Origin of the sequence: Mesorhizobium prunaredense (assembly GCF_900156895.1) — a bacterium.
Classification (GTDB): Bacteria; Pseudomonadota; Alphaproteobacteria; order Rhizobiales; family Rhizobiaceae; genus Mesorhizobium; species Mesorhizobium prunaredense.
This window is the reverse complement of record NZ_FTPD01000045.1, coordinates 596,758-610,293: the sequence shown is the minus strand read 5'-3', so window position 1 is coordinate 610,293 and position 13,536 is coordinate 596,758. Positions and strand designations below refer to the sequence as shown.

Annotated in this window: 11 protein-coding genes and 1 pseudogene; 3 read left to right on the top strand and 9 right to left on the bottom strand. The window is 63.5% G+C overall.

What is annotated here, in order from left to right; translation table 11 throughout:
- Nucleotides 1–6: 6 nt before the first annotated feature.
- Genes atzF through BQ8794_RS26670 form a run of 8 tightly spaced genes read right to left on the bottom strand, consistent with a single transcriptional unit; the run spans nucleotide 7 to nucleotide 8,327 of the window.
- The gene (gene atzF, locus BQ8794_RS26705) at nucleotides 7–1,833 is read right to left on the bottom strand and encodes an allophanate hydrolase (protein ID WP_077381547.1); all 1,827 of its coding nucleotides are present in this window, start codon (nucleotides 1,831–1,833) and stop codon (nucleotides 7–9) included.
- A complete protein-coding gene (locus tag BQ8794_RS26700; protein WP_077381546.1) occupies nucleotides 1,830–2,180 on the bottom strand; it encodes a cupin domain-containing protein in 351 nt (116 codons plus the stop codon). The genes atzF and BQ8794_RS26700 overlap by 4 nt, the downstream gene beginning before the upstream one ends.
- The gene (locus tag BQ8794_RS26695; protein WP_077381545.1) at nucleotides 2,173–2,841 is read right to left on the bottom strand and encodes a cysteine hydrolase family protein; all 669 of its coding nucleotides are present in this window, start codon (nucleotides 2,839–2,841) and stop codon (nucleotides 2,173–2,175) included. The genes BQ8794_RS26700 and BQ8794_RS26695 overlap by 8 nt, the downstream gene beginning before the upstream one ends.
- On the bottom strand, nucleotides 2,841–4,370 hold the full coding sequence (locus BQ8794_RS26690) for an ABC transporter ATP-binding protein (protein WP_077381544.1): 1,530 nt from the start codon (nucleotides 4,368–4,370) through the stop codon (nucleotides 2,841–2,843). The genes BQ8794_RS26695 and BQ8794_RS26690 overlap by 1 nt, the downstream gene beginning before the upstream one ends.
- A 10-nt stretch (nucleotides 4,371–4,380) precedes the next feature.
- A complete protein-coding gene (gene biuH / locus BQ8794_RS26685; RefSeq protein WP_077381543.1) occupies nucleotides 4,381–5,082 on the bottom strand; it encodes a biuret amidohydrolase in 702 nt (233 codons plus the stop codon).
- 26 nt (nucleotides 5,083–5,108) lie between these two features.
- The gene (locus BQ8794_RS26680; protein WP_077381542.1) at nucleotides 5,109–6,035 is read right to left on the bottom strand and encodes an ABC transporter permease; all 927 of its coding nucleotides are present in this window, start codon (nucleotides 6,033–6,035) and stop codon (nucleotides 5,109–5,111) included.
- Nucleotides 6,035–7,141, bottom strand: a complete 1,107-nt coding sequence (locus BQ8794_RS26675) for an ABC transporter permease (RefSeq protein ID WP_077381713.1) — start codon at nucleotides 7,139–7,141, stop codon at nucleotides 6,035–6,037. Before BQ8794_RS26675 ends, BQ8794_RS26680 begins: the two co-directional genes overlap by 1 nt.
- Before the next feature lie 58 nt (nucleotides 7,142–7,199).
- Entirely contained in the window at nucleotides 7,200–8,327 is a 1,128-nt protein-coding gene (locus BQ8794_RS26670) for a BMP family ABC transporter substrate-binding protein (protein WP_077381541.1), read from the bottom strand.
- 296 nt (nucleotides 8,328–8,623) lie between these two features.
- On the opposite strand from BQ8794_RS26670, the gene BQ8794_RS26665 reads away from it, so the two are divergent.
- Together BQ8794_RS26665 and BQ8794_RS26660 are read left to right on the top strand one after the other, a co-directional pair.
- Nucleotides 8,624–9,310, top strand: a complete 687-nt coding sequence (locus BQ8794_RS26665; RefSeq protein WP_077381540.1) for a GntR family transcriptional regulator — start codon at nucleotides 8,624–8,626, stop codon at nucleotides 9,308–9,310.
- Between the two features lie 418 nt (nucleotides 9,311–9,728).
- Nucleotides 9,729–11,519 carry a cation:proton antiporter domain-containing protein gene (locus BQ8794_RS26660; RefSeq protein ID WP_077381539.1) on the top strand — a complete coding sequence of 597 codons (1,791 nt, stop codon included), beginning with the start codon at nucleotides 9,729–9,731 and terminating at the stop codon, nucleotides 11,517–11,519.
- A 316-nt stretch (nucleotides 11,520–11,835) separates the two neighbouring features.
- Here the strand turns inward: BQ8794_RS26660 and BQ8794_RS26650 are convergent, their stop codons facing one another.
- Nucleotides 11,836–13,242, bottom strand: coding sequence for an FAD-binding oxidoreductase (locus tag BQ8794_RS26650; RefSeq protein ID WP_077381537.1), 1,407 nt, complete (start codon nucleotides 13,240–13,242; stop codon nucleotides 11,836–11,838).
- A gap of 86 nt (nucleotides 13,243–13,328) precedes the next feature.
- Here BQ8794_RS26650 and BQ8794_RS36115 point away from each other — a divergent pair.
- Nucleotides 13,329–13,536, top strand: a pseudogene (locus BQ8794_RS36115) (AraC family transcriptional regulator); the annotation flags it as partial.

The window sequence follows — 13,536 nt, the reverse complement described above, 5'->3', positions numbered from 1 at the left end:
GGTCGTTCAATCGGCCGGAACGCTTTCCACTCGCTCCGCCAGCCTTGCAACGAAGCTGCGCCAACCGCCATAGGCCGAAATGTTGATCGCTCGTGACAACCCGGCGGTTTCGACCAGGAAGCCCTTGGCCGATGTCCCGTCATCGAGCTCGATCGTGCCGATGCCGAGCGGCGGCGGGATCGCGGCCACGAAGCGTCCGAACGCGGCTGCTGAAAGCCGCCAAACCTCGACATCGATCGACTTCCCGTTGCCATCGGCAACACGCACGAGCCCCGGCTTCGGCACGGATTGGCCGGCGAGTGCATAGAGCTGATAGGAGGCGACCGTCTTGGCGGCCCTGCTCATTCGGCCTCCCAGCGCGCAGAGCTGGCCGTTGAGCGGCATTCCCGACAAATGCGCGCCGACGACCACGATCTCGATCATGTCGTCATCGAAGTCGGGGATTTTGGCGGGGGAAGCAGGCATCGCCCAGCCAGTCGCGCCAAGGCCGAGACCGCTGGCTGCATGGAGCTCGCTGGCCAGCGACGCCGTCAGGGCGTCCCTGCCGGCGGCGGCAAGCAAGGTGACGCTCATCGGCAAGCCATCGTCGCGCTTGCCCGTCGGTATGGCGATGCCGCACATGTCGAGCAGGTTGACGAAGTTGGTGTAGGTGCCGAGCCGGCTGTTGGTGACGATCGGATCGGCCAACACGGCACCGATGGTGTAGTGCGTCGGCGCGGTCGGTACGCAGAAAAGGTCGACCGAGGCGATGATAGGCGCGAGCCTGGCCTTGTAGGCCTGCAGCGCATAGAGGCCGTTGAACGCGTCTGCCGCGGAAAGTTTCCGCGCCCCGCCGATGACTGTGCGCGTCACCGGATGCATGGCCGCTTCGTTCGCGTCCATGAAATCCGCAATCGCCGCATAGCGCTCCGCCACCCAGGCGCCTTCGTAGAGAAGGTTGGCGGTGGCGTAGAAATCGCCGAAGGGAATTTCGATCAGTCGGCAGCCGAGCTGTTCCAGCGTCCGCAGCGCCGTTTCGAATCCCGCCTGCATGGCCGCGTCGCCAAAAAATTCCCGATCCGTCTTTGCCGGAACGCCGACAGCCAGAACGGGTGGACGCGGACCGAGTGACGGCGCCGCGATGGAGCGCGAATAAGGATCGGCGTCATCCTTGGCCGCCGCGGCCCTAAAGACGCCGTAGGCGTCAGCGACGGTGAGCGCGAAGACGGAGACGCAGTCGAGCGTACGGCAGGCCGGCACGACGCCGGCGGCCGACAGCGCGCCGACCGTCGGCTTCAGCCCGACGATGTTATTGAGGCCGGCGGGAATGCGGCCGGATCCCGCGGTGTCGGTGCCGAGCGCGAAGGAAACAATGCCGCGCGCCGTCGCCACAGCCGAGCCGCACGAAGAACCGCCGGGCACCAGTTTCCGATCGATCGCGTTTCTCGGGATCGGATAGGGCGTGCGCACGCCGACGAGCCCGGTGGCGAATTGGTCGAGATTGGTTTTTCCGACGACCAGCGCCCCGGCCGCCCTCAGACGCGCGACGACGGTGGCGTCTTTCGCCGGCAAGTAGGCATATTCGGCGCAGGCGGCCGTGGTCGGCATGCCGGCAACATCGATGTTGTCCTTGACCGCGAACGGCACGCCCCAGAGCGGCTTTGCCACGGGATCGAATCCGCCGAGTGCCTCGGCTTCGGCGAGCAGGTCCGCCTTGCTTGCCAGATGGATAAAGATGCCGGGATCGTTCGCTTCCGCTATGCGCTGAAACACGGTTTCAACGACGGCCGCGACCGACATGCCGGAGGCATAGGCCGCGCGCAGGCTGCCGATATCAAAACGGATGTCGCTCATTTCGTCTCGTCCAGAATGACCACCGGCAGATTCCACTGGATCAGCACGACGCAGCCGTCTTTCGTCCACACCGAATGCTCGGTCCCGACCGGGTTCAGGATCACGCTTCCGGGAAGATAGTCGCCAGTCTCGTCGCTCTGGGTGCCTTCCAGCACAACGATGGTTTCCAGTGCGACGTGGCGATGGCGCGGCACGCCGGCGCCGGGCCGATAGTTCAGGATCGCGACGGAGGGTTCGGCCGGTCCGCCCTTGAGCAGCCAATGCACCGTGATGCCGTCGCGAAAATGCTCGAATGCCAGATCACGCCAGCCCCCATCGATGAGAGCCGGGTATGCAATGTTAGGCATCGGCAATTCCTTTGAGCACCTGGTCCGTCATCGCCGTCCAGCCGACGATCGCGCCCTGCGCCCTGATCATGGCCAGTGCGGCCGCCTTGAATTCCGGAAAATAGCTTTCCGTCGCATCCTCCGCCAGCAGGCATTCGTAGCCGCGGTCGTTGGCCTCGCGCATCGTCGTCTGCACGCAGACTTCCGTCGTGACTCCGGCGAAGACGAGCTGCCGCACGCCGAGCCGCTTCAGGTCCTCGCCGAAACTGGTAGCGTAGAACGCGCCCTTGCCGGGTTTTTCGATGACGATTTCGCCAGGCAGCGGGGCCACCTCGTCGAGGATCGCCGTTCCCGGCTCGCCGACGACCAGCACGCGGCCCATCGGACCGACATCGCCGTTTCTGACAGACGGATTGCCGCGATTGCGCTTGGCCGGCGGCAGGTCCGAAAGGTCTGACCTGTGGCACTCCATCGTGTGGATCACCGGCAGGCCGGCGGCGCGAAATCCCTGGATCAGCCTTTTTACCGTCGGCACGATCGCCACCACCCGGCCGACGTCATTGCCGAGGCTGGCGCCGAAGCCGCCCGGCTCGGCGAAATCGCGCTGCATGTCGATGACGACCAGCGCCATCGCCTCAGGTTTGAAGGCAAACGGAAATGGCAACGCGTCGATCTCTGCCATCAGTGATGTCCCGCCATATGCTCACCGATCGTCTGGACGCTCGCCTTGGCGATCGGCGTCTCGTAGACCAGCGCGCCGTCGGACATGACGAAGATGCGGTCGGAGAGCTCCAGCAACTCGTCGAGGTCCTCCGACATCAAGAGCACCGCGGCACCAGCGTTGCGTGCCCGCATGATACGGGCGCGGATTTCGGCGACGGCAGAGAAGTCGAGGCCGAAGCAGGGGTTCGACACGATGAGAAGATCGACCTCGCCGGTCAGTTCGCGGGCGAGCACCGCGCGCTGGACGTTGCCGCCGGAGAGCGACGAAATCGGCGAGGCGAGCGAGGCTGTCTTGACCTTGAACTGCTCGACCAGGCGCGTCGCATAGTCCCTGATGGCGCTCATCCGGATCCAGCTTATCGGCTTGCCGGCCTCGTTCAGGTCGAAGGTCCGGAATGCCATGTTTTCCGCCACCGTCATCCTCGGCGCGCAGGCATTGCGCAACGGTTCCTCCGGGATGAAGCGCACATTGAGCGTGCGGGCCTCGGCGCGGCTGGCGCCGTAGGGCGATCCCTTCACCAGGACGTCGCCGGCATCACGCGTACGCTGCCCGGCAAGCACTTCTAAAAATTCCTTCTGGCCGTTGCCGGAAATGCCGGCGACACCGACGATCTCGCCGGACTTCACATCGAGCTCGCCGATATTGATGGTTTTCAGGCCGGTGCGGTCGGGCGCCTTCAGTGCCTTCACCGTCAGGATTTGTCTGGCGCCGACCGGCACGGGAGCGCGGCTGTCGAGCGCGGCGATCGGCTGGTCACCGATCATCATCGCCGCCATCTGCTTGTGAGACAGCTCCGACACTTTTCCAGTTCCTGTCAGTCTGCCCTTGCGCAGCACCGTGATGTCGTCGGCGAAAGCCGTCACCTCGTGGAACTTGTGCGAGATCATCAACACGGTGAGATCGCCCGCCTTGGTCATGCCGCGCACGAGGCCCAGCACTTCCTGCGCCTCGCCGGGGGTTAGCACCGACGTCGGCTCATCCAGCACCAGAAAACTGCGGCCGAGATAAAGCTGCTTGATGATTTCGAGCTTCTGTTTCTCGCCGGCGGCGAGTTCGTCCACCTTGACGTCGAGCGGCAGCTTGAACGGCATCCGCTCCATGAATTGGGCAAGTGCGGCGCGCTCCTTGCGCCAGTCGATAATCCCCGGCACCTTCTCGCGGGAAATGACCAGGTTTTCGGCCCCCGTGAGCGACGGGACCAGGGTAAAATGCTGGTAGACCATGCCGAGGCCGAGCGCCGAGGCGTCCTTCGGACTGGCGATCCCGACCTCGCGGCCGTCGACCAGAATGTCGCCGGCGGTCGGGTGATAAAAGCCCATGATGCATTTGACCAGCGTCGACTTGCCCGCGCCGTTTTCGCCAAGCAGCGCATGAAACGATCCCGCCGGCACCTTGATGGAGACGTCGTCCAGCGCGGTGAAGGCACCGAAGCGCATGCTCATGCCGATCGTCTCGACGCCAACCGCTCTTTTGCCGAGATCACTCATGGTCGAACCCTCATGGCAACTGGGCGACGAAGGACACCGAATTGGACACCGCGCCGAACACGCCGCCTTGCATCTTGATCATCTTGATCGCGGCGAGATGGTTGCCGTAGTCGGTCGCCCCGCAGCAATCCTCCAGCATCACGCATTCGAAGCCGCGGTCGTTGGCTTCGCGCATCGTCGTGTGCACGCAGACGTCGGTGGTGATGCCGGTCAGCACGATGTTTTCGATGCCGCGCTGGTTGAGGATCAGCTCCAGGTCGGTGGCGCAGAACGAGCCCTTTCCCGGCTTGTCGATGATCGGCTCGCCTTCGGCCGGATAGAGGTCGGGGATGATGTCCCAGCCCGGCTCGCCGCGCACCAGGATGCGCCCGCAGGGTCCGGGGTCGCCGATGCCGGCATTGATGCGGCGCGAGCGCCAGCGCTTGTTGGCTGGCAGGTCGGCGAGGTCGGGCCGGTGGCCCTCTCGCGTATGAATGATGGTGTAGCCCTTCGCCCGCATGGCAGACAGCACCGATCTGATCGGTTCGATCGGCGCCCGCACCAGCGAGAGATCGTAGCCCATATGATCGACATAGCCGCCCGGCCCACAGAAATCGGTCTGCATGTCGATGATGATCAGCGCGGTGTTGTCGGGCCGAAGCTCGCCATTGTAGGGCCATGGATAGGGATCGGCATCGATGTAGCGCTGCGTGACCTCGGCTCTGGCGTTCATTTAGAAAAACTCCAGTCTGGAAAACGTCATTTGGTGATCGACAGTTCGCCCGGCGCGCCGGCCAGCGAACGGCTCGGCGACGAGGTGGCGATCATGATGACGAGGGTGAGAATGTAGGGTGCGGCGTAGAACAGATAGTAGCCTTGCGTGACGCCGACCGATTGCAGCGCCGGCCCCAGCGCGCCGGCCCCGCCGAACAGCAGCGCGGCGGCAAAGCAGCCGAGCGGGTTCCAGCGCGCGAAGATGACCAGCGCCACTGCCATCAGCCCTTGGCCCGACGAAATGCCTTCGGTCCAGCTGCCGGGGTAGTAGAGCGACAGATAGGCGCCACCGATTCCGGCCAGCGCGCCACCGATGCCGGTGGCGATGAGGCGCACCGTATTCGGGTTGAGGCCCATGGCGCGCGCGGCGTCGGAACTGTCGCCGACCACGCGCAGGATCAGGCCGGCCCGGGTGTTGCGGAAAGCCCACCACAGGAACACGGCAAGTGCTGCGCCGATCAGGAACAGCACATTGACGTTGAGCGCCGCCTGCACCTGCGGAACGTCGGACCAGCCGCCAAACGGGATGGCCGGCAGGTCGGGCGCCGAGGGCTGGATGAACGGTTTGCCGAAGAAGAAGGCGAGACCCGAGCCGAACAACATCAGCGCAATGCCGATGGCGATGTCGTTGACCCCACGGAATTTGCAGATCCAGCCGTGGAACAGGCCGAAACAAAGACCGGCGGCGGCGGCGGCCAGCAGGCCGAGCCATGGTGAGCCGGTCATCACCGCCACGGCATAGGCGGTCATCGCGCCGAACACCAGCGTGCCTTCGAGACCGAGATTGATGCGCCCCGAACGCTCGGTGATGGCTTCGCCCAGCGACACGAAGATGAAGGGCGTCGACACGCGGATGGCGCCGCCGAGCATGGCGAGCGGAACGCCCCAGAGGCCGATCTCGGTTGCGTCCATCAGGCAGTTCCCTTCAAGAGATCGCCCCTCTGCCAGAGGTCGGGATTGAAGGCCTTGAAGCGGCCGTAGAAGGTTTCGCTGAACAGGATGACGACGAAGAGCATGCCTTGCAGCACCAGCACGGTGGCGTCGGGCAGATCCATGCGGCGCTGGATCAGCCCGCCGGAGGCGTCGATGCCGCCAAGCAGGAAGGCGACTGGGATGATAGCGAGCGGATTGTGGCGGGCGAGGAAGGCGACCAGGATACCGGTATACCCGTAGCCGGCGGCGAGCGAGGCGTTGGCGCTGCCTTGCACGGCGGCGACTTCCAGCATGCCGGCAAGGCCGGCGAAGCCGCCGGCCAGCGCGGTGAAACCGACGATCAGCGGTCCGACGGCAAGTCCCTGCACCTGGGCCGCCCTGACATTGCCGCCAGCGATGCGAGCGGCGAAGCCCCAGCGGGTCTTTTCGATCAGCAGCCAGGACAGAATGCAGGCGGTGATGCCGACGACCAGGCCCCAATGCACGTCCATGCCCGGAATGTTGCCGATGCGATAGGCCTCAGCCAGCGGCTCGGTCGACGGTTTGTTGAGCGAGGCGGGATCGCGCAGCGGTCCTTCCACCAGATGGTTCATCAGGGCGATGGCGATATAGGCCATCAAAAGGCTCGATATGGTTTCGTTGACGGCACGGTAGTGGCGTAGCGCGCCGACGGCACCGATCCAGATGCCGCCGGCGGCCAGGCCCGCCACGCCCATGGCAAGAATAACGAAAAAGGCGGGGGCGCCGCTGGCGGCCACGCCCATGGCAGCCGCGGCAACGCCGCCCAGCACGATCGCGCCTTCGCCACCGATGACGACAAGGCCGAGCCGGGCCGGCAGTGCCACGCAGAGCGCCGCAAGCAGCAAGGGTGCGGCCCGCGACAGCGAGTTCTGGACCGAGAACCACGAGCCGAAGCCGCCGCGCCACATCGTTTCATAGAGTTGCGCCGGCGATTTGCCGACCAGCGCGATGAACAGGCTGAACAGCGCCATGCCGACAATCAGTGCCGCGAGCGGGATGACGAAGGCTTCCGCCCGCCGGGCGATCCATTCGAACGCCGTCGGATAGCTTTTGGCGCCGAGCATCACTGGCACGCTCGCGCTGCTCACGGTGTCTGCCATGGCCCCCGTCTCCGATCCATGCTCAAGCGGTCGAGCCGACGACACCCTCGACGAGATAGTCCATGCTTTCCAACTCAATCGCGGCTTCGACGAAGGTTTGGCCCTCGGTTGCGACGACGTCGCCCTTGTTGTTCTTCAACGGCCCCTTGATCACGGAAAAGCCGCCCTTCATCATTTCGGCGAGCGTGCCGTCGAACTGTGCGCGCGCCGCCTCGCTGACGGCGGGGCCGAGCGGGCTCATCTTGACGAAGCCGTCGGCCAGTCCGCCGCGCGTGAAATTGGGCAGCGGCTTGCCGGCCACGAGGTCGTCGACGAACATCTTGTAGACCTTCGCCCAGTTCCATTCCGCGCCGGTCAGGTATTTTTCGGGTGCCAGCGGGCTCTGATTGGCATGGTAGCCGCAGATGAAGGCGCCGCGCCCCGCCGCCGTTTCGACCACCACTTTCGGGCTGTCGACATGGCAGGTGATGACGTCGGCACCCTGATCGACCAGTGCATTGGTGGCCTCCGCCTCTTTGACCGCCAGTGACCATTCGCCGGTGAAGATCACCTGGCAGGTAATTGCCGGGTCGACCGAGCGTGCGCCGAGCAGGAAGGAGTTGATGTTGAGCAGGACCTGCGGAATCGGCTTTGCCGCGACGAAGCCGATCTTCTTGGTCTTGGTGGCGTGGCCGGCGGCGACGCCGTTGAGATACTGGCCCATGCCGATATAGCCGAAATAGGAACCGGCATTCATCGGATGCTTGTCCTTGTTCCACATGCCGCCGCAATGGCGGAACTGCACGTCGGGGAATTTCGCGCACATGGCCAGCATGTGCGGATCGAAATAGCCGAACGAGGTCGGGAAGATCAGCGAGGCGCCGTCGAGGTTGATCATCGATTCCATCGACTTCTGGACATCGACCGTTTCGGGGACGTTCTCCTCCTCGACCACGGAGATGCCCTCGATGGCCTTCAATGTGGCGGCACCCTCGGCATGCGCCTGGTTGTAGCCATAGTCGTCCTTCGGTCCGACATAGACGAAGCCGACAGTGACGGCAGCGGCGAACGCCCTGCTGATCGGGAATGACGCCGAGGCCAGACCGAGCGCCGCTCCGGCGGCGGAGGTCTTGAGCAGATCGCGGCGGCTAAGCATGAATCTCTCGGTCATGTGAACGCTCCCTGTTGAACCCTTTCCGGGTCGATTAATTCCCTTCTCGTAAAAGTGCATGCAATCGCTGTGCCAGTTCAAAAGCTAGAATTTATCCAATTAAATCAGTTGGCGGGCCGATTTGCCGTGCTCAAGCGAAAGGCAATTGCATCCACTTTTTGCCTTTCAATTAGCCAGTTTGACATCTAGATTAAAATAAAGGCATAGAGGGCGCGCCCGAGTCGAAACTTCCGGCGAGCCACTTGCCGCACGCCGCGAAAAAGACTGACGGAGGAGAATTGTCGGGGAAGCGCAGCTTGATCAGGTCGGGCACGACCGTCGATCAGATGGTGAGGGCGATCGGTGACCGGATCGTCACCGGCTTCCTGCGCCCCGGCGAAAAGCTCGACGAGGCCTCGCTGGCTGCCCGTTTCGATGTGTCGCGCACCCCCGTCAGGGAGGCGCTTGGCCGGCTGAGCGCCATGGGGTTGGTCGAAAGGCGGCCCAACCGCGGCGCCACCGTCGCCGTGGTGACGCAGGAGCATCTTGCCTCGATGTTCGAGAGCATGGCCGAGCTTGAAGCGATCTGCGCGCGGTTCTCGGCCGAGCGCATGACCGCCGGCGAACGCCGCGCGCTCGAAATCGAGCACCAGGCATCGGCGCGCCTCGTGCAGCTGGGTGCGGAGGAGGATTACGAGTATTTCAACACCGAGTTCCACACTCGGCTCTATCGCGGCGCGCACAGCAAGCACATCTATGAACTGACCGTCATGACCCGCAGCCGGCTGGCGCCGTTTCGGCGCGCGCAATTCATGCTGCCGGGCCGCCTGGCCAAATCCTGGCAGGAGCATGACGTCATCGTTACCGCAATCATGCGCGGCGACAGCGCTGCCGCAGGGCATGCAGCCAAGGATCACGTTTCCATCGTCAGCGAGGCGAGCGCCGTCTTTGCAGCGGTTGACCCGATGAAGCCGGCGGCGGATCCGATCGGGATGTCGTCCTAGCGGTCAAAACCTGGCGCTTGGTACCCGAAACGGAATACCGTTTTGACCCCGAGGCGACCTATGTCTTGCGTGTAGCGAATGGCCGCTTCGCGCCTGATTCCAGACATTGGCGAGCAGTCGCTTTATGCCTGAAAACAGCCATTCGACCGTTGCACAAGCGACGTTCTGCGACTTCAGCGTCAGCGTCTGAAGGAAGCCCAGTCGGAAAAAGACGCTGACTGAGCAGATCCCTTGCGGGCGACCGTAGGTGGCAAGGTTCGGATGCAACCTCCCCGCACGCGTCAGCCCGCTGCATGGGCGAAGTCCCGATAGGAGGCTATGATCACAACCGACGGGGCGAAGGGCAGCCTCCCGATGGCCGCTTTGGTTCCGATCGACGGGACGTGGTCCGGCCGCGCCCGCGCTATGTGGAGGAAGCATGACGCCATCGGAGAGTTCACCAGGCGAGTATCAGGATGTCGTCCTTTTCCTGGTCACGGCGGGTATCGTCGTGCCGCTGTTCCGGCGGATGAAATTGAGCCCCATTCTCGGGTTCCTTGCCGCCGGGGTGGTGCTCGGTCCATCCGGCCTTGGCAGTTTTGCTGGAAACCTGCCCTGGCTTTCAGCAGTTACGATCGACAATCCCGCGCAGCTCGCGCAACTCGCAGAACTCGGAGTCGTCTTTCTGCTGTTCATGATCGGGCTGGAACTTTCATGGGAGCGATTACGACTCATGCGCCGGCTGGTGTTCGGCTTCGGAGGCCTGCAGGTAGCAATTTGCGGAGCAGTTATTGCTGGAGCGACACTGCTCTTTGGACAGTCCGTATCGTCCGCCGTGGCCATAGGCGCTGCGCTCGCTCTGTCGTCCACAGCTATCGTCATGCCGCTATTGGCCGAGGCAAAACGGCAACATTCGCAGGCCGGTCGCGCCACTTTCGCGGTATTGCTGTTCCAAGACCTGGCGGTGGCTCCCATCTTAATCACGTTGGCTGTGCTGGGCAGCCAAGCCGACAACTTCTCGCCGAGACTACTATTTGCATTCGTGCCGGCTGCGCTCGGCCTGATGCTGATCGTTGTGGTAGGGAGGCTTCTATTGAGGCCAATGCTCCGTTCGGTGGCCAAGGCCAGGAGCGAGGAGCTTTTCGTGGCCGCGTGCCTGTTGGTTGTCATCGGCGCTGGTGTCTTGAGCGCGGTGGCTGGCCTGTCTATGGCCCTGGGCGCGTTTATCGCTGGCCTGCTGCTGGCAGAGACTGAATTTCGTCACGAGGTCGAGGTGACAATCGAACCCTTCAAGGGCCTCCTGCTGGGGCTGTTCTTCTTGTCGGTTGGAATAGGACTCGACCTATCTTTGATGGCGCAGAAGCCAGTGTTGATCGTCGGCTTGTCTGCAAGTCTTATCCTTCTCAACGGAACCGTGATTTTTGCACTGGCGCGGCTATTCGGCTTTGCAAAGAAAAGCGCGCTGGAGATCGCATTTCTGCTCGCTGCGTCTGGAGAGTTCGCCTTCGTTATTTTGTTCAGCTCCATGAATGAGGGACTTCTCGATCGATCCGTGGGCGAAGTCGTCCTGGTATCTTCCACCCTCTCTATGTTTTGTATTCCATTCCTTGCTGCAGCGGGCGCCAAGCTGGCAGGTCGGCCGGATGCAAGGTCGGCAGTTCCAGCGGAACCACCAGCCTGGGCCGGATCGCTGGACAGCGGCATAGTGCTGGTGATGGGCTATGGCCGAGTGGGCCGATTGGTCGGTGACATGCTGTCCCGCCACAATATCGCGTGGGTCGCGGCCGAACTCGACACGCGTCTTGTAGAGGCTGGCCGTCGGAGGGGCCATGCTGTTTGGTTTGGCGATGCCTCTCGGGCGGAATTCCTCAAACGCTGCGGGCTTGAGCAGGCCCGTGCCGTCATCGTCACGATGGACGATCCAGAGGCTGCCGAAGCGGCTGTTGCGTGCGCTCGCGAGCTTCGCCCAGAACTCACCATCGTCGCCCGTGCCAGAGACGCACGCCACGCCAAGCAGCTTTATGAAATTGGAGCCACGGAAACAGTTCCCGACACTATCGAAGCGTCTCTTCAACTCTCAGAGGCTGCTCTTCTCAACCTCGGAATCCCGATGGGTCTTGTCATCGCATCCATTCACGAACGCCGCGCCGAGTTCCGCAAAGAGTTGGACCAGCCAGAGGCGCCAGGCGGTCGCAGCAGGCAGCTTCGTGACGCTGCGGAAAAGAACTGAAAAGCACCTATTGGGTCAAGGAGTTGTCATTGACAACGGCTGGGTCAGATGCAGCCATTGCTAAGATCGCCATTCTGATCCCACCGATCGCGGTCGGCTATCTCACGCAAGCGAGTGATGCGCAGGTGTTTCGGCCGAGGCAGATTACATGTGTCCTGATGGTCGGCTACGCGCCGATCTCGGCCGTTGCGGACAGATTTGCCACTGATTGAAAGCGGACACATCGCGGCGACCACGCTGGGTGTCGCTCGCGACTCGGCGCGATCAAAGCCACCACGGCCGAGACGAGAGTCGTACGACCGATTTGGTTTGTGCGTCAGTGCATTGGCAGGATGTTCTGGTTGAGGCGGAACAGATTGTCCGGATCGTATCTGTGCTTGATCTTGGCGAGCCGCGCGTAGGCTTCGGCTCCCAAGGCGTCGCGCACGAGATCCGCTCCTTCGCCATGGCCGGGGAAGTTCAGATAGAGGCGGCCGGTCGAGTAGCGCTGCATGTCCTGCCAGAAGCTGCGAACCCAGCCGATGTTCGCATCGTCCTCGTCAGCGCCTGGCCAGATGGCGTCGAGGCTGAGCATGAAGGGCATGGAGCGGTCGCCGAAGGCAGTCGCATCGGCTGCAACGCGCTGGACGAAACCGCCGAACTTCCAGATCGAGGCGAAGGTCATTTCGGAGGGGCGCTTCGCCATCCGCGCGGTGATCTCCCCGATGACCTCGTCGTCGAGGCGCGAGAGGTAGGTGGATTTCCAGTAGCAGCGGTCGCGGCCTTTCGGGAACAGGTCGTCATAGAGCGACTGGATGGTGCGATACGGCATGCGACCGCTGAAATCGACGAGCGGTTCGCCAAAGCTGCGCAACGGCGCCACGACCCGCTCGCCCTCGTCGGCCGGTCCGTCATAGACATGCGCGAGTGCCAGGACGCGGCGGCCCCTTGCATGCTCGGGAATCGAGGGATCGTTCGGCAGCGTCGAGAATTCCGCCAGCCCGCTCAGGCGGTCGGGTGCGGTTTGCATGAAGTCGCGCCAGAGCGAAATGATCTCGTTGGCGCGCTCTTCGGGATAGGCAGGACCGCAGAATATCAGCTCCGGTTCGATCGGGTGCAGCTTGAACTCGAAGCTCGTCACCACGCCAAAATTGCCGCCGCCGCCGCGCAGCGCCCAGAAGAGATCCGGGTTCTGCGTCGCATCGACATGGATGAGGCGTCCATCGGCGGTCACCAGATCGGCGGCCAGCAGATTGTCGACGCTGAGGCCGTGGCTGCCGCGCAGCCAGCCGATGCCTCCTGAGAGTGTAAGGCCGGCAACGCCGGTCGCCGAGATCAGGCCGCCCGGCGTGGCGTGGCCAAGCGGGGTGGTGGCCGCATCGACATCGGCCCAAATAGCGCCGCCCTCAACGAAGGCACGATCGAGGCCGGGCGCGACCCGCACGCCATTCATCGGCGACATGTCGATCATCAGGCCGCCGTCGCAGACGGCGTAGCCTGCAACATTGTGGCCTCCCGAGCGGATCGCGATCGCCAGCCGCTCTTCGCGCGCGAAATTCACCGACGCCTCGACATCGGCAGAACTCCGGCAGCGCGCGATGAGAGCGGGACGTCGGTCGATCATGCCGTTCCAGACGATCCGCGTCGTGTCATAGGATGGGCTCGACGGCTCCAGCACCTCGCCGCGCATGATGGAACGGAAGCTTTCGATGCTCGATGGTGCAAGGGTAGCGGTGGCGGCCATGTGGCGGTCTCCTCGTTTCACACACGCTAGCGCAGCGCGGGCACGGCCACTAAAGTCGAAAATGCTGGAAGGCGGTCATTTCTGCCATGGTTGAACAGACCGGCCCATTGAATGTGGCGATCCTTGCCGTTCCGGAGGCTACCGCCTCCACGATCTACGGCATGTTCGACCTGTTTTCCTCGCCCGGCAGGGATTTCCTGTTCATCACCAGCGGTGCGGCGGGCACGCAGCGCATGCGGCCCTATGTGGTTGCTGGGGACGGCAGCGCGTTTCGCGCCGCAAACGGCGTCTGGG